At 52.8% G+C, this 20,263-nt stretch carries 16 protein-coding genes; 11 read left to right on the top strand and 5 right to left on the bottom strand.

Annotated elements, in window-relative coordinates; genetic code table 11:
* Positions 1–81: 81 nt before the first annotated feature.
* Together pflB and pflA are read left to right on the top strand one after the other, a co-directional pair.
* Positions 82–2,358 carry a formate C-acetyltransferase gene (gene pflB, locus ACYP03_RS09615; protein WP_248141165.1) on the top strand — a complete coding sequence of 759 codons (2,277 nt, stop codon included), beginning with the start codon at positions 82–84 and terminating at the stop codon, positions 2,356–2,358.
* Between the two features lie 168 nt (positions 2,359–2,526).
* Positions 2,527–3,267 carry a pyruvate formate lyase 1-activating protein gene (gene pflA, locus ACYP03_RS09610; protein WP_248141166.1) on the top strand — a complete coding sequence of 247 codons (741 nt, stop codon included), beginning with the start codon at positions 2,527–2,529 and terminating at the stop codon, positions 3,265–3,267.
* Between the two features lie 116 nt (positions 3,268–3,383).
* Here the strand turns inward: pflA and ACYP03_RS09605 are convergent, their stop codons facing one another.
* Positions 3,384–4,034 (bottom strand): energy-coupling factor ABC transporter permease, encoded by a 651-nt coding sequence (locus tag ACYP03_RS09605; RefSeq protein ID WP_248141167.1) that lies wholly within the window; start codon positions 4,032–4,034, stop codon positions 3,384–3,386.
* Between the two features lie 177 nt (positions 4,035–4,211).
* Here ACYP03_RS09605 and ACYP03_RS09600 point away from each other — a divergent pair, with 177 nt between their 5' ends.
* The 4 genes from ACYP03_RS09600 (at position 4,212) to ACYP03_RS09585 (ending at position 9,985) form a co-directional block, all read left to right on the top strand.
* Positions 4,212–4,712: a YfbU family protein gene (locus tag ACYP03_RS09600; RefSeq protein WP_248141168.1), complete on the top strand. Its 501-nt coding sequence runs from the start codon at positions 4,212–4,214 to the stop codon at positions 4,710–4,712.
* A gap of 416 nt (positions 4,713–5,128) precedes the next feature.
* Complete coding sequence (locus ACYP03_RS09595) at positions 5,129–6,364, top strand: ABC transporter substrate-binding protein (protein ID WP_459779422.1); 1,236 nt, start codon at positions 5,129–5,131, stop codon at positions 6,362–6,364.
* Positions 6,364–8,727, top strand: a complete 2,364-nt coding sequence (locus tag ACYP03_RS09590) for an ATP-binding protein (RefSeq protein WP_459779420.1) — start codon at positions 6,364–6,366, stop codon at positions 8,725–8,727. The genes ACYP03_RS09595 and ACYP03_RS09590 overlap by 1 nt, the downstream gene beginning before the upstream one ends.
* Complete coding sequence (locus ACYP03_RS09585; RefSeq protein WP_248141171.1) at positions 8,717–9,985, top strand: sigma-54-dependent transcriptional regulator; 1,269 nt, start codon at positions 8,717–8,719, stop codon at positions 9,983–9,985. The genes ACYP03_RS09590 and ACYP03_RS09585 overlap by 11 nt, the downstream gene beginning before the upstream one ends.
* A 68-nt stretch (positions 9,986–10,053) precedes the next feature.
* Here the strand turns inward: ACYP03_RS09585 and ACYP03_RS09580 are convergent, their stop codons facing one another.
* A complete protein-coding gene (locus ACYP03_RS09580; protein ID WP_330960614.1) occupies positions 10,054–11,097 on the bottom strand; it encodes a porin in 1,044 nt (347 codons plus the stop codon).
* A gap of 387 nt (positions 11,098–11,484) precedes the next feature.
* On the opposite strand from ACYP03_RS09580, the gene rlmA reads away from it, so the two are divergent.
* From rlmA to ACYP03_RS09555, 5 genes are all read left to right on the top strand, one after another.
* Positions 11,485–12,324 (top strand): 23S rRNA (guanine(745)-N(1))-methyltransferase, encoded by an 840-nt coding sequence (gene rlmA, locus ACYP03_RS09575; protein WP_459779417.1) that lies wholly within the window; start codon positions 11,485–11,487, stop codon positions 12,322–12,324.
* Positions 12,325–12,456: 132 nt separating this feature from the next.
* Positions 12,457–13,407, top strand: coding sequence for a ChaN family lipoprotein (locus ACYP03_RS09570; protein ID WP_248141174.1), 951 nt, complete (start codon positions 12,457–12,459; stop codon positions 13,405–13,407).
* A 409-nt stretch (positions 13,408–13,816) separates the two neighbouring features.
* Positions 13,817–14,785 carry an ABC transporter substrate-binding protein gene (locus ACYP03_RS09565; RefSeq protein WP_248141175.1) on the top strand — a complete coding sequence of 323 codons (969 nt, stop codon included), beginning with the start codon at positions 13,817–13,819 and terminating at the stop codon, positions 14,783–14,785.
* Positions 14,786–14,845: 60 nt separating this feature from the next.
* Positions 14,846–15,775, top strand: coding sequence for an ABC transporter permease (locus ACYP03_RS09560; RefSeq protein WP_248141176.1), 930 nt, complete (start codon positions 14,846–14,848; stop codon positions 15,773–15,775).
* A 24-nt stretch (positions 15,776–15,799) separates the two neighbouring features.
* Positions 15,800–16,594: an ABC transporter ATP-binding protein gene (locus ACYP03_RS09555; protein WP_248141177.1), complete on the top strand. Its 795-nt coding sequence runs from the start codon at positions 15,800–15,802 to the stop codon at positions 16,592–16,594.
* 65 nt (positions 16,595–16,659) lie between these two features.
* On the opposite strand, the gene ACYP03_RS09550 is transcribed toward ACYP03_RS09555, so the two are convergent.
* The 3 genes from ACYP03_RS09550 to thiL form a co-directional block, all read right to left on the bottom strand.
* The gene (locus ACYP03_RS09550) at positions 16,660–18,666 is read right to left on the bottom strand and encodes a hypothetical protein (RefSeq protein ID WP_459779412.1); all 2,007 of its coding nucleotides are present in this window, start codon (positions 18,664–18,666) and stop codon (positions 16,660–16,662) included.
* Positions 18,667–18,791: 125 nt separating this feature from the next.
* Entirely contained in the window at positions 18,792–19,277 is a 486-nt protein-coding gene (gene pgpA / locus ACYP03_RS09545) for a phosphatidylglycerophosphatase A (RefSeq protein WP_330960610.1), read from the bottom strand.
* A 3-nt stretch (positions 19,278–19,280) separates the two neighbouring features.
* On the bottom strand, positions 19,281–20,258 hold the full coding sequence (gene thiL, locus ACYP03_RS09540) for a thiamine-phosphate kinase (RefSeq protein ID WP_248141180.1): 978 nt from the start codon (positions 20,256–20,258) through the stop codon (positions 19,281–19,283).
* Between the last annotated feature and the right edge of the window lie 5 nt (positions 20,259–20,263).

The raw sequence follows: 20,263 nt of genomic DNA, 5'->3' as shown, positions 1-20,263 counted from the left end.
ATACTGATACACATGCAGCCGCTGCACAATCGGTGCAGCGCCTGTAACACTTTCTACTGACGAATAACAGGTAGGTATACTATGGCAGACCAATTTGCTAACGCTTGGGAAAGCTTTGCTGCGGGTGACTGGCAAAACGAAGTCAATGTCCGTGACTTTATCCAGAAAAATTACACCCCTTACGAGGGCGATGAAGCATTCCTGGTCAGCGAAGGCACGGCTGCAACCCAGCAGCTGTGGGCAAAAGTGATGGAAGGCATCAAACAGGAAAACGCAACCCATGCACCTGTTGACTTTGATACCTCGGTCATTTCTACCATTACCGCTCACGACGCCGGCTACATCGATCAATCGCTGGAAACCATCGTCGGTCTGCAAACCGAAGCACCGCTGAAACGTGCCATCATCCCGAATGGTGGGATCCGGATGGTGGAAAGCTCCTGTAAAGCCTACGATCGCGAACTGGATCCGCAAGTGAAGAAAATCTTCACTGAATACCGTAAAACCCATAACCAGGGCGTGTTCGACATTTATACCCCGGACATCATGAAATGCCGTAAATCCGGCGTTCTGACCGGTCTGCCGGATGCGTATGGCCGTGGCCGTATTATCGGTGACTACCGTCGTATCGCGCTGTACGGTATTGATTATCTGATGCAGGACAAATTTGCGCAGTTCACTTCTCTGCAAGCGAAGTTTGAACAAGGCGAAGATCTGCAAATGACCATGCAGCTGCGTGAAGAAATTGCAGAGCAGCACCGCGCCCTGGGCCAGATGAAAGAAATGGCAGCTAAATACGGCTTCGATATTTCACGCCCGGCGGAAACAGCTCAGGAAGCCATTCAGTGGACCTACTTCGGTTATCTGGCTGCCGTGAAGTCTCAAAATGGTGCCGCGATGTCTCTGGGTCGTACCTCGACCTTCCTCGACATCTATATTGATCGCGACCTGAAAGCCGGCAAGATCACCGAAGAACAAGCTCAGGAAATGATTGACCACTTCGTCATGAAGCTACGGATGGTCCGCTTCCTGCGTACGCCTGAGTATGATGAGCTGTTCTCTGGCGACCCAATCTGGGCAACCGAATCCATCGGTGGTATGGGTGTTGATGGCCGCACGCTGGTATCGAAAACCAGCTTCCGCTTCCTGAATACCCTGTACACCATGGGCCCAAGCCCAGAGCCGAATATCACGGTGCTGTGGTCAGAAAGCCTGCCTGAAGGCTTCAAGAAGTTCTGTGCCAAAGTGTCCATCGATACCTCATCAATTCAGTATGAGAACGATGACCTGATGCGTCCGGACTTCGAATCTGACGATTACGCCATTGCCTGCTGCGTCTCGCCAATGGTGGTCGGTAAGCACATGCAGTTCTTCGGTGCCCGTGCCAACCTGGCCAAAACGCTGCTGTACGCAATCAACGGCGGTGTGGATGAGAAACTGAAAATCCAGATCGGTCCGAAGTCAGCGCCAATGGCTGATGACGTACTGGACTTTGACAAAGTGATGGCAAGCCTGGATTCTTTCATGGACTGGCTGGCGACCCAGTACGTCACCGCACTGAACTCGATCCACTTCATGCACGATAAATACAGCTATGAAGCGGCTCTGATGGCGCTGCATGACCGTGACGTCCGCCGCACCATGGCTTGTGGTATCGCGGGGCTGTCTGTTGCGGCCGACTCCCTGTCTGCGATTAAGTACGCCAAAGTGAAACCGGTCCGTGACGAAAACGGTATTGCCACCGACTTTGATATTGAAGGCGATTATCCGAAATTCGGGAACAACGATGCCCGGGTCGATGACATTGCCTGCGATCTGGTTGAACGCTTCATGAACAAGATTCGTCAGCTGAAGACCTATCGTAATGCTGTTCCGACTCAGTCTATCCTGACCATCACTTCAAACGTGGTGTACGGGAAGAAAACCGGGAACACGCCGGACGGTCGCCGTGCAGGTCAGCCGTTTGCACCGGGTGCCAACCCAATGCATGGCCGTGATGAAAAAGGTGCGGTCGCTTCACTGACCTCTGTCGGTAAACTGCCGTTCGCACATGCCAAAGACGGTATTTCTTATACCTTCTCCATTGTGCCGAACGCACTGGGTAAATCCGATGATTCTCGCCGCGCGAATCTGGCAGGTCTGATGGATGGTTACTTCCATCATGAAGCCGGCCTTGAAGGCGGACAGCACCTGAACGTGAACGTGCTGAACCGTGAAACGCTGGAAGATGCGGTGAAACATCCGGAAAAATACCCGCAGCTGACTATCCGGGTTTCCGGCTATGCGGTACGATTCAACTCACTGACCACAGAGCAACAGCAGGACGTGATTGCACGAACCTTCACTGATTCTCTGTAAGACTGTACCGGGCGGGAAACTGTCCGGTCATCTTGCTCCCCGCGGCTTCCCGGCCGTGGGGAATATACCCAAGTGACCACCGGAACCTGTCTCTTCTGAGCTGCCATCCTGAGGTGACTTGGGTATATTATTGAATAGCGACACCAAGCATTATCGGGGAGCGCGCATATGTCCGTAAAAGGCCGCATTCATTCATTCGAGTCTTGTGGAACAGTTGATGGGCCAGGGATCCGGTTCATCGTTTTCATGCAGGGCTGCCTGCTGCGATGCCAGTACTGCCACAATCGCGATACCTGGGATCTGGAAGACGGCCGTGAAGTGACCGTCGATGAGCTCATGAAAGAAGCACTCTCCTATCGCCACTTTATGAACGCCTCCGGTGGTGGTGTCACAGCCTCCGGCGGAGAAGCAATTCTGCAACCGGAATTTATCCGCGATTTCTTCCGGGCTGCGAAAGCCGAGAACATCCATACCTGTTTAGATACCAACGGTTATGTCCGCAAGCATACACCCGTCATTGATGAGCTGCTGGAAGCTACGGATCTCGTCCTTTTGGATCTCAAACAGATTGACGATGAAATTCATCACGATCTGGTGGGCGTTCCCAATAAACGGATTCTGGATTTTGCCCGCTACCTGCACAAAATCGGCCAGAAAACCTGGATCCGTCATGTCGTGGTTCCGGGGTTCACCGATACCGAAACGTCCGCCCGACTGCTGGGCGAATTTATCAAAGACATGGACAACGTTGAAAAAGTCGAACTGCTGCCGTATCACCAGCTGGGCGCCCACAAATGGGAAGCGATGGGTTATGACTATCCGCTGGAAGGCGTCAAACCACCATCGAAAGAAGTGATGGAAAAAATCAAGGGCATCCTGTCGGAGTACCACCCGAACGTGATGTACTGAGCTCGCTGAATCAACGGTGAACCGAACGGCTTCCGTATGGTTCCCGGATAAATGTCCTGCCGGTGCAATCGACTCTCGTCACTCCCGCACCGGCGGGCATCCAACCCCGGTTCAGCTCATTTATCCTGCCGGAAAATATAATCCCGATCCGCAAAAGTCCGGACCCATTCCGGCTTATAAACCACCAGCAAGGTGGTCGCCATGCCGTTCAGTAACGCCTCAGGAAACAGCAGCAATGGGATCAGAACCAGATAATTATCAACGATATACTGCCAGCGAAACTCCCCTTCCAGCCAGATCCAGCTCCCCGTCAGCAGCATATGAACCACCTGTGACAGTGCCCCGTTAAAAAAAGCAGCCACAAAAATATAAACAAACAAATGACGCGGCAGATAACGGTAACTCAGCAAAAAGACACCATAACTGGCCAAAGCCGGCGCGACCACGCCCGTCAGATTCACCAGCCCAAGATCCTGCCACGCCACAAGTCCGAAAACAGCCAGCAAGATACCCGGTAAAACACTGATCCAAATCGCAATCCGCCAACCGTGTGACAATGTCAGAACAGTCAGTGCCAGAAAATGGACCTGAAGCCCGTCGACCAGTCCGGCACGCAGACTCCATAACAAAAACAGGGCAACAGCCGAGCCCAGCACCAGATGCTGATAGTCTTTCTCCTGTCTGAATTTCGGATAGAACTCTCTGGGATACGAGGCAAGCAAAATCAAAAGCCAGACCGCCCAGCCTATCCAGGAAAGTGTTGTCATCAGTTACATCCTTGTCATCGAAATCAGGGTATAGATTGCCCAAATGCCCGGCGGCACAATTATACATCCGCAGCACCGATCATTTGACGAAAAAAATCAGGAATACCCTGTCAGATCAATAGCTGTGCGGTACATCCTGCTAAGCTGTAAACAGTGAAAAAATTGCAGGACATTGCTATGGAAATGACAAACGCCCAACGCCTCATTCTGTCGAATCAGTACCGTCTGATGGCTCAGCTTGATTCAGACAACGCCGCCAAATATGCCCGTCTGCAAACCATTGTCGAACGGGGTTATGGTCTGCAACTGCGAGAGCTGGACAAAGACTTTGGTGCCATTCCCGAAGCTGAATGTAAAGAAATCATCGAAGTGATGGAAATGCACCATGCCATGCAGGAATCCTGTAAGCAGTTGTCCGCAGAAAATCAGCAGCAGATTGACTGCCGTCGGCTCACGTTTCTCGGTTTTGACGCCATCAGCGAACCTCAGCAAATGCACTATGTTCGCTTCCTGGCTGAAGTTGAAAAACTGTATCCGCATTTTCTGCCCTCTGAGCACCACTTCAACAGTCATGTGCCGATGCAGAGCAAATACCGCCGCATGCTGACCGTCTGGCAGAAATGCCCTCGCCAGTATCATTTGTCAGCGACTGAAATTCAGCAAATTCTCAACGCCTGAACCAGGCAACAAAAGTTACGGAGATTACAAAATTCATCTCCGGGGTGGCAGCACACGCTGCCCCCATCACTCTTTCTCTCATTCACATTGGTATTCATGACGAAAATACGTCAGAGTATTGACACATCTTTTTGCAAATTAAACATTGGCGAATTCTGATGTTCCGGTAGATTTGTGTGATCTAAAACATGCTTTAAGTGAGTTTGGGTCAAAACAGGCCCAAGTAAGCGATCCGGCACAGGAAAATCGATAAGCAATGAATACTTCAGAAAACCGTTTCTGAATTTCCTGTCCCGATAGCAGCAAACTTATATATAAACGCATCAACACGATTCTGCTGATACCTGTAACCAGGCTACACCGGAAAGATGGTTACACACTGAATATCTGTTGTTACATTCGAAAGGACTCGGGTCATGTTATTCAGGCGATTCATCGTACTCATTCTGATCTCCGGCACCGCCTTTGCCGGAAGCAGGGAACAGCTGGTGATCCTGACCACTGACAATCCGGCTCTGCTCTCCCCCGGCGTTGAGCTTTTTCAGCAGCATTACCCAAATCTGGATGTTCAAATCCTGCAGCGTCGTGAAGCCGATGCTCTGGCCATGCTCTCGGCCCCAAACCATGACGTTGATGTCGTGTTCTCATCATCAATTAGGCTCTTCAGGCCCCTGACCAACCACAATGCTTTGATCCCGGTTGCCCGCCTTACCCCTCACAAAAGCCCGATGGATACAGAATATATTGCGGTTCTGGGGTATTCCGGTTATGGCCTGATCTGGAACCAGCGTTATCTGGATAAGCATCAGTTACCTGCACCACAACGACTGGAAGCCCTGACCGATCCGCTCTACTACAACCATTTGGTCATGAGCAGCCCCTCGCGCTCCGCCACGACGCACCAAATGATCGAGAATCTGTTGCAACGACATGGCTGGGATCACGGCTGGGGACTGCTGTTGCAGGTTGGCGGGAATCTGGACAGCGTTTCAGCCAGCAGCGAAAAGGTCAGTCATATCGTCGCCAGTGGTCAGGCCGGCGTTGGTCTGGGCATCAACAGTGATGCCAAGGCACAGCAGGCCCTGTTTCCATCCGTTCATTTTCGTTACCAGCCGGACAGTCTAATCCTGCCCGGTTATCTTGCGGCGCTTTCAACTGACTCTTCTTCCCCGTACGGGAAAAACTTTGTGCAATTCATGCTTTCAGAAGCGTTGCAGAAACAGATCGAACAGGCGCCGCTATATAAGCTGCGACGGCACGCGCGGCCTCAGTTTGAAGTCGCCACGTTCCCGCTTGATCAGACATTACTGCATCAGCGCGCCATCCTCGTCCAGCAATTGTTCGACATCAGTATCAGCAAACAGCTCCCCTTATTAAATCAAGCCTGGCATATGATTCATGAGGTCCGCCGACTGCCCGGTCTTGAGCCACAGCAGGCAGCCCAACTCGCACGAGCGGTAACACTGGCATCGACCCCGGTGATACGGCACGAACAGGCACATCAGCCCGCTTTCACTGCCCTGCAGGATCCCAGTCGTCACCCGGATTCGGCACAGAAACTTGAAAGCTTGCAGGATGCAATGAGCCGTCAGTTACAGGAATCAATTCAGCTGACTCAGGCCATCCTCTTCTCTCAGAAGCAGGTGCCGTAATGCTGAAAAGAAAAACGATTGGCAACCGGTTAATCAGTGCTATCAGCCTGATGGCTTTCCTGAGCATTGGCGTCAGCTTGATTGCTCTGATTACCTGGGAAAGCCTGGATGATCAGATTGATGCAATCGTCAGCAAAAACCTGCCCACGCTGCGTGCCAGCTACCATCTGGAACGAGATACCGCAGCACTGAAAGATACGTTGCATAAAATCAGCTTCAACAAAGATCATGCGCGCCACGCCGAGCTGAAACAAAAAATTACTGAGGAAGCTGCGCAAATTACCGAGTCCATTGCCAATACAGCCAGCCTGGCCTCATATCCGGCACTGAAAATCGAACTTGAAACCCTGCTCAGTGATATCGAGTCCTACACCAAGCTGCTGAATAAAAGGACCAGCTTGCTGCTGACACTGGCTCAGTCGGAAACCCGGCTGAACTGGCTGCACCAGAACATTGTTGAAGAGCTGGTCCCGATCCGGCAGGAACTAGAATGGCAGCTGACACGCCTGGATCCCAAGCAGTTGGATGACGGGAAAATCCGGGCAAATATTGATGAATTTTCCCTGTTACAGTCCATCACCATTCAGGAAAATGAACTGCATCAGCTGGTCAAAGATATCTTCCTGCAATATCAAAACCGGGATATTTCCAATAGCTTTCAGTATCTCGGCCACAAGACCGAGCAACTGAAAAGCATGGGCGATGTACTCAGCCACTATCCGTCGACCCTGCTTTTTCTTCAGCACCTCAATGAATTGGTGAGCCTGGTTGAACCCGGCGGTCCGGTGGAAAGACAGCTGCAGACTTTGTCCAGCCTGCAAAAATCTGTCCACATCTATGATAAGCGAATTCAGAACCGCCTGGTTTATCAGGAAGAACTCATTCAGGCCATGGTTGATCAGGCAGACAGCTCGCTGCTGGCACTCAATGATCATACCCGGCAGTCGGTGATCATCAGCAGTTACATCTTATTGGGCGTGGTCCTGCTGGCGATTACATTATCTGTCCTGCTTTCTGTCTATCTGGTCAGCCGGGGGATCGTCACTCGGCTGAACCAGCTCAGCCACGACCTCTATGCCGTGGCACACGGCGATCTGAACGCGACCATTCAGGTTGACGGTGATGATGAAATCGGTCTGCTGGGGGACAGTCTGCGTCAGTTCCGCCAGCAGATGCTGGAAATGCAGCAAACCAATGCCCTCAACCTGATCAATAATACCCAGGCCAGTATCATTACCTGTGACCTGTCCGGTGTTGTGGAGTCAGTCAACCCCAGTGCACAGGCCCTGTTTCAGACCGGCTCCATTCCCAAAGGGCACACCTTATGGTCCCTCTTCAACCACAACACGGAAACACGCCTCAAGCGCCTGTTTCAGAAAGGAAGCCTTTTACAAACGAACAGGGCCTGCAGCCTGACCATCAGGCATACACAGCATCAGGAGCCGCGTTACTTGCGGCTGGACTTCCGTCATTTCAATCAGGGACATGAAGACAAAGTCATCATCACGATGACAGATATTACAGAACAGGAAAGTGCAGCACGCTGGCTGGAAGGAATGGTACATGAAAAAACAGAGTCTCTGACCAAACGAAACCGCCAGTTAAAAGCAGAAATTGAAGACCGGAAACGGATTGAAGCCGATCTGCGGTCAACTCAGGACGAACTGATTCAGGCTGCAAAAATGGCCGTGGTCGGTCAGACCATGACCTCACTGGCTCATGAACTGAACCAGCCGCTATCGGCCATGTCAACGCACCTGTTTGCCACGAAAATGGCCGTCAGTCAGGACAATTATACCCAGCTGCCCGCCAGTCTGGATAAGATGGAAAGCCTCACGGAACGGATGGGCCGGATCATTTCCAGCCTGAGAAATTTCGCCAGAAAACAGTCTGCCAACCGTGCTGTTCAGGCGATCGATATCCAGCAGTCGCTCTGCCATGCCCGGCAACTGATCGAGAGTCGCCTGAAAATACAGCAGACTACGCTGCAGTACCTCGTCGACACCCCCTACCAGGTCCTGGCGGATCCGGTTCAGTTTGAACAGGTTCTGGTGAACCTCTTCGTCAACAGCTGCGATGCCGTAGCGGGCTGTCATACCCGGGAAATCCATGTCGATGTGCTCGACAATCATTCAGACAACCAGTCACTCAGACTGGCTGTCTGCGATACCGGCCCCGGATTTGCGGCCAGTATCATAGAGAAACTCTTTGTTCCCTTCACCACCACCAAAGATGTGGGACTCGGGCTGGGATTAAACATTTGCCGTTCCATCATGAACAGAATCGAAGGCAATATTTACCTTGCTTCAACATTGCAAGGAGGCGCTATGGTCGTTTTGGAGTTAAAGAAGTATGACGATTAACGATAACATTGAAGTGCTGATCATTGATGACGATCAGGATGTTGTAGATGCCTATCAGCACCTGCTTGAGGTGGCTGGTTATCAGGCAAAAACGGCCACAGACCCACTGCAGGCTCTGGCCCTGCTGCACAAAGACTGGCCCGGGGTTGTGATCACGGATATGTATATGCCGGGCACCAGTGGTAAAGATGTCTTACATCAGGTCAAAGCGCTGGATGACAGTTTACCCGTCATTATGATTACCGGGCACGGCGATATTCCCATGGCCGTTGATGCCCTGAAAAATGGTGCCGTCGATTTTCTGCAAAAACCGCTGCAACCCGCCGAACTGATCACCCTGCTTGAGAAACACCTGCCGCAGCGAAAGCAACTCGTCTCTCACCGCAAGAGAGTGCAGCAAACAACCCATGATGTCCTGCTGGGGGACAGTCCGCGTATCGAGAGCATCCGCGAACAAATCACCCTGGCGGCCAATAACAATAAAGACGTTCTGATCGAAGGTGAAACAGGCACAGGCCGCCACACCGTTGCCAGTCTGCTGCACCAGCACAGTGACATCAGCCAGGGACCATTGATTAAGCTGTGTGGCTCCAGAGTGGAGCGGACCCCGGATCTGCAACGGGCCATGATTAACGCGCGTGGCGGCAGCATCTGTATTAACAACCTGCCTGCCATGCCGCCGGAATCACAACGCTGGCTGTGCCGATTCTTACTCGAACAGGAGCGGTTGGGAAAACGGGAAGTCAGAGTGCTGGCGATTCTCGAAGGTACCGCAGAAGGTGCCGTGGAAAATGAGTCTCTGGTGCCGGAGCTGTTTTACTTCCTCAGCCAGGTTCGTTTTATCATGCCACCACTGCGCCAGCGGGTCAGTGATATCACGCCTTTATTCAAATACTTCCTGAATGCCAGTTGCCAGAAGCTGAATAAACAAGTCCCGGTGATTGATAAAGCCTATATCAATACCCTCAACCGCCATCAGTGGCAGGGAAATGTGCTTGAACTCCGCAACGTCGCTGAGCTCTATGCCATTGGTATCGTGAAGCTGACGGGGCAGGAACGTACTAAGCCCTTAGCACAGATGAGCAGTCCGTTGGACGATTTGATCGACAGTTATGAGAAACGGGTCATTGAGGATGCGCTTTACCTGTTCAGCGGCCGTATTAATGAAGTCTCGAACTACCTGCAAATTCCGCGTAAAAAGCTCTATCTGAGAATGAAAAAGCACAGTCTCGATAAAGCAGACTACAAAGCAAGATAAGCGGGACAAGCCCGAAACAAAAAAAGCCGGAGCACTGCCCCGGCTTTTTCGTCACTGAATTCGGGAAATCAGAACTCGTAACGGATTCCCAGCTGATAGAAATCTTCCTCCGCATCACCGAAGTCAGCACCGCCATTGGTGCCATTATCTCCATCACGGAAGACATAGCTGGCAAACAGTGAAGAACGGCTGGTGAGGTGATACTGAGCTTCAAGGGTCGTGTCTTTCAGTTCCAGTTCATCCCCATCCGTGTTCTCCAGGCTGCGGTAACCACCACGTAGGGTCCAGTAATCGTTCAGATCATAGATGGCAACCACTTCCCACACTTCATCTTTACTCTTATTGGCAGCTCCGGTATCCAGCTCATCTTCGGAGTATTCTGCACCCAGAGAGATTGCACCAATCTTATAGGTGGCACCAATCCCCCAGAAGTTATATTCGTTGCCGTCTTTATCTTCACTGTACTGATAAGCCAGTACTGGTGCCAGGCTGCCGCCTTCACCCAAGTCCAGGGTATATCGGGCCGCCGCATTCATACCGTAGTCCAGTACTTCGCCAAAACGGTTGACGTCATTATTGCCAAAAATGTAGGCAACCGAGAAATCCAGTCCGTTCACACTGTTCTGGTACTGCAGCGTTGCGTCCTGACGGAAGACCTGTACGGCTGTACCGTCAACCCGGTTGGCCTGACGCGCTGTTGCAATATCAGACAGAGCGAACACGTCCACGATATCGGTGAACATAATGAGACCAGACGCCACACGGCCACCCGTCACTTTACCCAATTCCTTACCGTCGATACCCGCCCAGACATAACGCGGAGACAGGCTGTCATCGCCTGAGTTTTCAGCTTCAGCTGCACCCACCTGATACTCAGCCCAGCCGATCACAGAAAACTGATCATTAATTGGCTGTGAACCGCCCAGTCCGATACGGGCATCGAATTCACCATTCGTATCATTTTCGTTGGTGTCTTTGTCTGTGATGTTATATCCCAGACGGCCGTACACATTCACTTCGCTGCCATCTTCTCCTTTGTAGATATTGGCTGCGTAGCTCGCACCACTGACACATAAGCTGGAAATAATTGCCGCTGCTAATGTTTTTTTCATCTTTGTTTCCTTGAGTCAATATCCGGGGCTTCCACCAAATCATCAGGGTCACCCGAAGCGCAAAAAAAAGGCTGGAAACAGCAGAAGCGGCCTCAGGGAAAGGCAGTTAAAGCCTGAAGCCGGCTCCATTAAATCTTCACAACCTCAAAAGACAGCATAGAGCAGAGATTCACTATATGCACAAACAGAGTAACTTCTTTCCCTGAATATGCCCTTAATAAAACTGTGCCTGTTTCACATTGATCTGCTTAATATTTTTCTGTGAAAAAGATCACTTTTTTCTTTAGCCCGATCGATTATGAAACCAGACCGCAGCGGCCGGTTTTCGGGTTCTCTGCCCGGATAAAACAAGGTACAATCCTGCGTTTTGACACTCGGTGCTCTCTCATGCCTTATCAATGTCCTTTATGCCATCAGCCTCTCGAACACCGGGAAAATTACTGGCGGTGTCAGCAAAACCATCAGTTTGATCAGGCCAAAGAAGGCTACGTCAATCTCATGCCGGTTCATCATAAAAGTTCGAAAAATCCCGGCGACAACAAAGAGATGATGCAGGCCAGAAGAGCATTTCTTGAAGCAGGCCATTATGCGCCGATGAAAGACAAAGTGGTTGCGCTGCTCCACCGATATGCGCCGGCGAACAGTCACCGTCTGTTGGATATCGGTTGCGGGGAAGGCTACTACACGTCCGCGTTCAGGGCTTTAAGCGACCAGCACCCGGCACTGACAGTACACGGACTGGATATCTCAAAAGTTGCGGTCCGGTACGCAGCAAAACGCTACAAAGATTGTCATTCCTGTGTTGCTTCCAGTCATCGCCTGCCCTTCGCCGATAACAGCCTGGATGCCATGGTGCGCATTTACGCGCCCTGCAAAGCAGATGAAATTACGCGCACTCTGAAACCGGGAGGGATTTTGCTGACCGTGACCCCGGCAGCACGGCATCTGCATCAGTTAAAAGCCCAGATCTATGATGAGGTCAGGCCGCATGATATTCCGGCAGAATCTCTGCCCGGTATGTCACTGATCCACGAAGAGCAGTTACATTACGAAATGACACTCGACGGCAAAGAAGCCACCGCCCTGATGCAGATGACCCCTTTTGCCTGGAAGACCCCGGATTCGGTCTGGCAATTCCTGGCCCAGCAGCAGGCGTTTCATTGCGAGGCTGATTTCACACTTCGCGTTTATCAGTTGTCGGAAGCTGAAATCTCGCAACCTAATTGAAATTAATTCTCATTACTATTGAGTATTCTGCCAGTCTTCTCTATCATAGCGTCCATGAAAGAACACCCTGAACCGTCCATACTGTGACTGATACGAAGTCAGTACGACGATTCAGGAGAAAGGATGATATGCATGAAGACTGGCTATGCCTTTATACTGACAGCCCTGCTCAGTGGCTGTACAACACCGTCAGCACCGGTTGAACAAGCTCCGCCTGACACATTTTATGATTACACCATTCGCTCACCTCAAGGCGCCTCTCTGACAGAGCAACAGCTTGCTGAGGCGTTGTCTGACGCCGATATTGTGCTGGTAGGAGAATGGCACAGCCATCCGGGAACCCACCTGTTGCAAACCCGTCTGCTGGCAGCCATGTATGCCAATCGCCCTGACCTGGCTCTGTCGATGGAGCAGTTTACCCGGGATAAACAAAGCGTCGTAAACCAGTACCTCAATGGTGAAATTGGTGAACAAACGCTGATTCAGCAAGGCAATGCCTGGCCAAACTATGAATCAGACTACCGTCCGCTGATTGAATTTGCCCGTGAACATCATCTGGATGTCATTGCCAGCAATGCGCCGAAATCGATTGTGCGTTGCGTCGGCCGCTACGGTCCCGATTACCTCAACCGTCTTCCTGCCTCAGAGCGCCAGTGGGTTGCTCAGTCACTTACACTGGAAAATGACCGATACAAAGAAAAATTCACTGCATCTATGCACCATGGTGATCAAGCCCAAACCGAGCGACAATTTGCCGCCCAAACCGCCTGGGACGACACCATGGCCGAAAGCATGGTCGACTACCTGCAAACCCATCCCGGCCACCAGATTCTGCACGTCGCCGGTCGGTTCCACACGGCAGAAGGACTAGGAACAGCGTCCCGCATTGCAGCCCGCCATCCCGGGCTCAAAGTTGTCATGGTGACTCCGGTCACCCAGGACAGTCCCGTTGCCGAAGGTTCACCTGATTTTCAGGTCGAAGTCCATCCCATGCCGCAACGCTATGTGCAGGAAGCCAATATGAAAGCGGCCTTCTCCAACCTGAAACAGCGCAGCAGTCAATTGACCTGTCTTAGTGAATAATCCCGCGCTCCGCCGGCAGCCGATATCCGGCTGCCTGTTACACCTCCCCTTCTTGTGCATCAACCGTTTCATTCCTGAAGAAATTGTTCACAAAACATGCAACGCGCCAATTTCCGTCACTGCGAGTGAGCGGCAGTTCACTGTAATCACAAAAATACCAATAAAAAATAAGTCACCAAATACCCGAACAAACGTCTAACTTTTGACCAATAAACAGCCATGAAAGCAATATATAAAACCAACCAATAACCAAAACTCAGTTTATCACCCCCAAACCTTGTTACATTGTTGTTAATTTTTGGATGTTCTTTCTTTTCCCATTGAGCTAAAACATTATGCCAATGACGGGTGTTTTTGATGGCCCAGCCAGCGGCCCGTCTCGTTATCACACCAGAACAAGGATTGGATTATGAAGGGAACCAAACTGCTTTCTGCGGCCTGTATTGCTGCGGCATTGGCGCTCACAGCAACGCCAACGCTGGCTGAGATGGCAAAAGTTGCCGTTTCACAGATCGTTGAACACCCGGCGCTGGACGCAACCCGTCAGGGCTTATTGGATGGCCTGAAAGAAAAAGGGTACGTAGAAGGCAAAAACCTGGAATTCACCTATCAGACGGCTCAGGGTAACCCGGCTATTGCAGTACAAATTGCCAAGCAGTTTGTCGGTGAACAGCCCGATGTTCTGGTTGGCATTGCCACACCGACCGCCCAGGCCCTGGCTGCAGCCACCCGTTCAATTCCCGTTGTTTTCACTGCAGTCACCGATCCTGTCGGCGCCAAATTGGTTCGTAATACCGAGAAGCCGGAACGCAACGTGACCGGCCTGTCAGATCTCTCTCCGGTTGCACAGCATGTCGACCTGATTAAAGAGATCCTTCCTGATGCCAAGCGAATTGGTGTGATTTATAACCCGGGCGAAGCTAACGCCGTGGCTCTGGTTGACCTGCTGCGTAAAGCTGCAAAAGAGAAAGGTATGGAAGTCGTTGAAGGCACAGCACTGAAGAGTGCAGACGTGCAGTCAGCCGCTCAAATTGTTGCTGCGAAATCCGATGCTCTGTACGCCCCGACAGATAACACCGTCGCCAGTGCCGTTGAAGGACTGGTCAATGCTGGTAACCAGGCGGGGATTCCTGTGATTGGAGCATCCACAACTTATATTGAAAGTGGTGCACTGGCCGCACTGGGCTTTGACTATTATCAGGTTGGTGTTCAGACCGCCGACTATGTCGATGCCCTGCTCAAAGGCAAGAAAGTCTCTGAACTGCCAGTCAAAGTCGCGGTCGGTTCCGACCTGGCCCTGAATGAAAAAGTGGCAGCGAAACTGCACATCACTTTGCCGAAATCACTGGTTAGCCGCGCAACCTCAATCACCAAATAACTACACATCTCTCAGGCACCGGCCGACCCGCCGGTGCCAGCAAGGAATAAGGAGCAGTTGATGTCTTTCTTTGCTTTGATCGGTACGCTGGAAATCGGCTTGGTTTATGGCCTGGTTGCTCTTGGCGTTTATCTCACTTTCCGTGTTCTGGATTTTCCGGATCTGTCTGTTGATGGCAGCTTCCCGATGGGGGCCGCTGTCGCTGCGACCGCAATTATCGCCGGAGTCAACCCTTGGCTTGCGACAATGCTGGCGGTGCTGGCCGGAGGAATGTGTGGTCTGGTGACCGCTTTTCTTGCCGTACGTTGTGGGATCCTGCACCTGCTGGCCAGTATCCTGACGATGATCGCCGCTTTCTCGATCAACATCCGTATTATGGGGCGTCCGAACCTGGCGCTGCTGGGCGATGACACCATTCTGACCCCATTCGAAAACTTCGCTTTTGACACCGGAATGGATGCCGGCCTAATCCGCCTGGCGGTCATTCTGGCACTGGTGATCTTCAGCGGCTGGTTTGTGGTTCGCCTGCTGGCCAGTGATTTTGGCCTGGGACTGCGCGCTACCGGCGTGAACAGCCGGATGGTCAGTGCCCAGGGTGGTAATACAGCCCTTTACACCTACTTTGGTCTGGCGCTGTCAAACGCATTTGTCGGTTTCTCCGGTGCGCTGTTTGCACAAACCAACAACTTCGCCGACGTGACCTCCGGGGTCGGTACCATTGTAGTCGGTCTGGCTGCGGTGATCCTGGGTCAAACCCTGATCCCGGGCCGTAAAATCTGGGTAGCGGTTGTTGCCGTAATTCTGGGCTCCGTGCTTTATCGTCTGGCGGTCGCGTTTGCGCTGAGTACCGGCATGTTCGGTCTGAAAGCCTCCGACCTGAACCTGATCACCGCAGTTCTGGTTGCGCTGGCGCTGATTGCACCGAAGATGAAGCGCAATTTTCAGCGGAAGAAAAAACAGGCCGTTGCCACAAAAAAGAAGCTCGCGTAAGCCGGACCAGAAGGTAAGAACACTATGATTGAACTCAACAACATCCGCGTTACCTTCAATGAAGGCACCATTCTTGAAAATCAGGCATTACGCGGGGTCAACCTGACGGTCCCGGAACGCCAGTTTGTGACTGTCATCGGCTCAAACGGCGCCGGTAAATCCACCCTGCTGGGTGCCATCAGCGGGGAAACCCCGATGTCCGACGGGAAAGTGGTTATCAATGGCGTTGATGTCACCAGCAAAGCGGTGCATGAACGGGCACAGTATGCAGCCCGGGTCTTTCAGGACCCGCTGGCAGGAACCTGCGCCTCACTGACTATTGAGGAAAATATGGCGCTGGCCATGCAGCGCGGCAGCCGCCGGACCTGGAAGCTGGCCTTGTCGTCACAGCGCAGAAAACTGTTTCAGGAACGGATCAGTATTCTGGGCCTGGGACTGGAAGACCGGCTGGGAGACAGCATCGGCCTGTTATCCGGCGGACAGCGTCAGGCTGTCAGTCTGGTCATGGCGACGCTGGCTGACAGTAAGCTGTTGCTGCTTGATGAACATACAGCAGCACTGGATCCAAGAATGGCCGCTTTCGTTCTGGAACTCACCAAGCGCGTGGTCGAGGAATTTGACCTGACTGTGATGATGGTGACTCACTCCATGAAAGATGCCCTCGCCTATGGCGATCGAACCGTCATGCTTCACCAGGGGAATATTGTACTGGATGTGGCAGGTCAGGAGCGGGCCAATATGGACGTGAAACATCTGCTGGAGATGTTCAGCAAAGTGCGGGGCGAAGAGCTGGCTGACGACAGCCTGCTGCTCAGCTGATTCATCAGCTTCGACTCATGAGGCGGAATTTTCCGCCTCATCTTTTTCTGCACTTCCTTGCCACTTCACTGTTCCTGCGCAGATTTACGCAGGACAGCCCCCTGATACCCGCCCAATTCAATGTAATTGATCGGTTCTCCTGTACTGCCGTCATAAAATACCTGATCATAAGTACCGGGCAGGGAGATGCGCATCGGCCTGGTTTCCAGAAAGCTTTTTTGCCCGGCCTTTTGGATTGCCCGGTATACCACCAGCCCATGTTCATACCGCCGGGCAATCACCCCTTCAGCCGGTTGTTTGCTGAACCAGCCGCTGCGATAGAGCCAGAACCAGTTCGCAGGCAGCATCTGATGCGGCCCCAACACCGGCTTTCGGCTGTCTCCGCTGAACGGGTCCGCCTGCCACCAGACGACTTTATACCCTTTCGGCGGAGCAACGGGTTTCCCCAGATCGACCCTCAGCATCCCGGATGGCTGATAGACCCAGTTCTTGGGCAAGCCGGGGCGATACCAGTCCCGCACCGTCGTATTGGTGCTGTCATAAGTCTGGCTGTTGCCCCAATTGTGGTAATACGTCAGCCCCGGCTGATTGAACAGGTAATAAAGTGCCAGTCCGGTTTCCGTATCACGCGTCCAGGCATTACTGTCACTGGGGTGTAAATCGCTGTAACCGTCTCGCATCGAAACCATCAGCACACTCTGTGCCCCGTCTGCACTCAAAGAAAATTGCTGCCAGCTTTGCTGCAGCTTCGCCAACCCCATCGCCGGGGAGATCAAACGGGGCCGCACCCAGATGTCCACCAATCCTTTCAAGGCAGCTTCCGGTGCATTTTGCTGCCACAGCGAGAGCCCTGAGAATTCGGCAGCAAGCACTGGCGGCGAAAACTGATGTTTCATCTTGTTCAGTAATGCCACCAGCATTTCAAAATAGCGGTCTTCGGCCTCTGCTGTCCCTGCCACCAAAGGCAGCTCCAGTAACTGCCCCCCGCTGTCGACCGAGATATTGCTTCCAGCCAGTAATGCCTTCAGTCGTGGCAGGTAGCCACCAGCGACGCCCTCACGGCGCCAATGGTATCGATACCATCTCATCAGCAAAACCTGGATTGCCGGATCGCTCAGATTCGCCCGGTATACACAAGAAGATGCCGGGCGGCGGCCACTGACAAGCACCCGGGCCTGATAGGGAAAGCGGGCACTCGCGGAAGGATTGATCCGGCTCTGGAATTCATCGTCGCTGAGCAATCCGTTCTGATCTTTGTCATTCACCGGATCCCAGCCGGGAACAAATAAACCATTGGTATCCTGAACCAGCCAGGGCTGCAACCGAACCGAAGCGACACGGGTTTCCTGCGGCCAGCGCAATGCGATCGTCCAGGCAGCCTCTGATGTGGTTCCCGTCAGCACCGCTGGCTGCCATCCGTCTGGCATGGTCAAATAGCCCGTAAACAGGGTTTCGCCCTGTTGCTGCCATCGCACATCAAGCAGCTGCCAGCCAATGGGGCTTTGCCACAGTACTTGCATTGGCGGCCTGCCGGCTTCCAGCTCAAGTACCGTGAACGGATCATCTGCCATCAGGATCAGGGACTGTGATTCCACCAGAGATACCGGCAGGTTTGCCGTGCTGAACTGGCCGTTCAGCTCAGTCCAGAACTGCCGGGGCTGCGGCTCAGGCAGTTCCGGAAAGGGAGATGACGCAGAATCCTGCCAGGACAGGCGGGTATCTTCGGCATAATGCAGAAACAGGCGTTCTGGCTCCACACCCGCCAATCCTGCCTGACGGTAAAGCCATTGACGCTGTTCATCCGGATGACAGGACAGATTCTGGAGCTGAAACGGAAGGAGTACGTGGCTTTGCTGATTGAGCGCCGGAGACTGCCAGCTTCCGAGCACCAGATCAGCATGGTGCAGTTCCCACTGTTTTACGGCTTCTGCCGAGTGAAAGCGTGACGTCGTCAGCGGTTCTTCCCATCCACCGGGAAAGAGCCACGCAGCTCCCGTTGACGGGTAAACCTGTGCCTTCACAGCACAGGTCAGCAAAATCATCAGTAAACAAATCAGTCTTCCGCAACGCATTCTGCTCCCTCAAGGCAGCGGGAATCAGCTTTAGCTTAGCGTGAAAGACGATACGATGAAGGGTTAAAAATTGGACAAAAAAGCCGTGCACAATGCACGGCTTTACAGAAGGCTTCACTTCGGGACTACCAGCCCATCCAGTGGCCCAGCCCCCACAGCGTAATCATGGCCATGAAACCGGCCAGGATGTCATCGACCATGATCCCCACGCCACCATGGACATTTTTATCCAGCCAGCTGATCGGCCAGGGTTTCACCATGTCGAAGAAACGGAACAGAATAAAACCGCTGATCACCCAGGGCAGGCTCATTGGCGGAGCAATGGCCATCGTGATCCAAAAGCCGACAAATTCATCCCAGACAATACTGCCATGGTCATGAACTCCCATGTCCTGCGCAGTTCTGTGACAGATGTAAATGCCCGCCAGCGCTGCGATCAGGGTGATCCCAAGATAAGCCGCGTAAGGCAACTGGATCAGCAGATAGTAAAACGGTACCGACGCCAACGTTCCGACTGTACCGGGAATGACAGGTGACAGGCCACTGCCAAATCCGGTTGCCAGCAAATGCCAGGGGTTACTCAGTTTGATATACAGTTTGGGATCTCGCACAACTTACCCCGAGAAATGATCGTATCCATGCAGCTGCCAATCAAGCGGCAGCCCGTTCCTTTCAAGTGTCACACTGTCTCCGGCCCGGATGTTTCCGATACAAGTCGCCTTCACGCCTGCATGAGACAAAGCCACATCCAGTGCACCACGGTGATGGGCCGGAACCGTAAAACAGAGTTCGTATTCTTCGCCGCTGGTGAGTGCCAGTTTCCCGGCAGCATCCTGATCGCCGCCACAGAATGACATCAGTTCAGCAGACAACGGCAGACGGTCAACATCAATCACCGCGCCGACATCCGACCGGTTGAGGATATGGCCCAGATCGGCAATCAGGCCGTCAGAAATATCCAGCGCAGCCGAGGCTATTCCACGCAGCGCTTGTCCGGCTAACACCCGGGGCTGCGGCTGATAATGCCGGTTCAGCAAATGCTCCGCCAGCTCAGGCTTAGTGCCCGTGACCTGCTTCAGTAAGACGGCCAATCCTGCCGCACTGTCACCGAGATTACCGGTGACATAAATCAGATCACCGGCACTGGCGCCGTGCCGGGTCAGCGCTTGCCCCTGAGGTACAAAGCCATGCACCGTCAGCGTCAGGCTCAGCGGTCCCTTGGTCGTATCACCGCCAATGAGCTGAACCTGATAGTAATCAGCCATCTCAAAAAAGCCGTCACAGAAGCGGGCCAGCCAGGATTCGTCCGCTTCAGGCAAGGTGATTGCCAGGGACACCCAGGCCGGTGTCGCCCCCATGGCCGCCAGATCACTCAGATTGGCTGCCAGTGCTTTCTTTGCCACCAGTGCCGGGTCCATACCCGCCAGAAAATGATTCCCGCATACCAGAGAATCGGTACTGACGGCCAGCTGGCAGCCAGCCGGGACTTCAAGCAAAGCACAGTCGTCGCCAATCGCCAGCGCAACATCACTCCGCTGAACCGGCTGACGGGCAAAATACCGGGCGATTAAATCGAATTCGTTACTAGCCATAGAAG

The organism is Photobacterium sp. R1 (assembly GCF_054600795.1).
This window is presented reverse-complemented; position numbering and strand designations above follow the sequence as displayed.

Bases quoted from the DNA above. Each gene is read 5' to 3' on its own strand.
- pflB (WP_248141165.1), top strand. From the start codon at position 82: ATGGCAGACCAATTTGCTAACGCTTGGGAAAGCTTTGCTGCGGGTGAC.
- pflA (WP_248141166.1), top strand. From the start codon at position 2,527: ATGTCCGTAAAAGGCCGCATTCATTCATTCGAGTCTTGTGGAACAGTT.
- ACYP03_RS09605 (WP_248141167.1), bottom strand. From the start codon at position 4,034: ATGACAACACTTTCCTGGATAGGCTGGGCGGTCTGGCTTTTGATTTTG.
- ACYP03_RS09600 (WP_248141168.1), top strand. From the start codon at position 4,212: ATGGAAATGACAAACGCCCAACGCCTCATTCTGTCGAATCAGTACCGT.
- ACYP03_RS09595 (WP_459779422.1), top strand. From the start codon at position 5,129: ATGTTATTCAGGCGATTCATCGTACTCATTCTGATCTCCGGCACCGCC.
- ACYP03_RS09590 (WP_459779420.1), top strand. From the start codon at position 6,364: ATGCTGAAAAGAAAAACGATTGGCAACCGGTTAATCAGTGCTATCAGC.
- ACYP03_RS09585 (WP_248141171.1), top strand. From the start codon at position 8,717: ATGACGATTAACGATAACATTGAAGTGCTGATCATTGATGACGATCAG.
- ACYP03_RS09580 (WP_330960614.1), bottom strand. From the start codon at position 11,097: ATGAAAAAAACATTAGCAGCGGCAATTATTTCCAGCTTATGTGTCAGT.
- rlmA (WP_459779417.1), top strand. From the start codon at position 11,485: ATGCCTTATCAATGTCCTTTATGCCATCAGCCTCTCGAACACCGGGAA.
- ACYP03_RS09570 (WP_248141174.1), top strand. From the start codon at position 12,457: ATGAAGACTGGCTATGCCTTTATACTGACAGCCCTGCTCAGTGGCTGT.
- ACYP03_RS09565 (WP_248141175.1), top strand. From the start codon at position 13,817: ATGAAGGGAACCAAACTGCTTTCTGCGGCCTGTATTGCTGCGGCATTG.
- ACYP03_RS09560 (WP_248141176.1), top strand. From the start codon at position 14,846: ATGTCTTTCTTTGCTTTGATCGGTACGCTGGAAATCGGCTTGGTTTAT.
- ACYP03_RS09555 (WP_248141177.1), top strand. From the start codon at position 15,800: ATGATTGAACTCAACAACATCCGCGTTACCTTCAATGAAGGCACCATT.
- ACYP03_RS09550 (WP_459779412.1), bottom strand. From the start codon at position 18,666: ATGCGTTGCGGAAGACTGATTTGTTTACTGATGATTTTGCTGACCTGT.
- thiL (WP_248141180.1), bottom strand. From the start codon at position 20,258: ATGGCTAGTAACGAATTCGATTTAATCGCCCGGTATTTTGCCCGTCAG.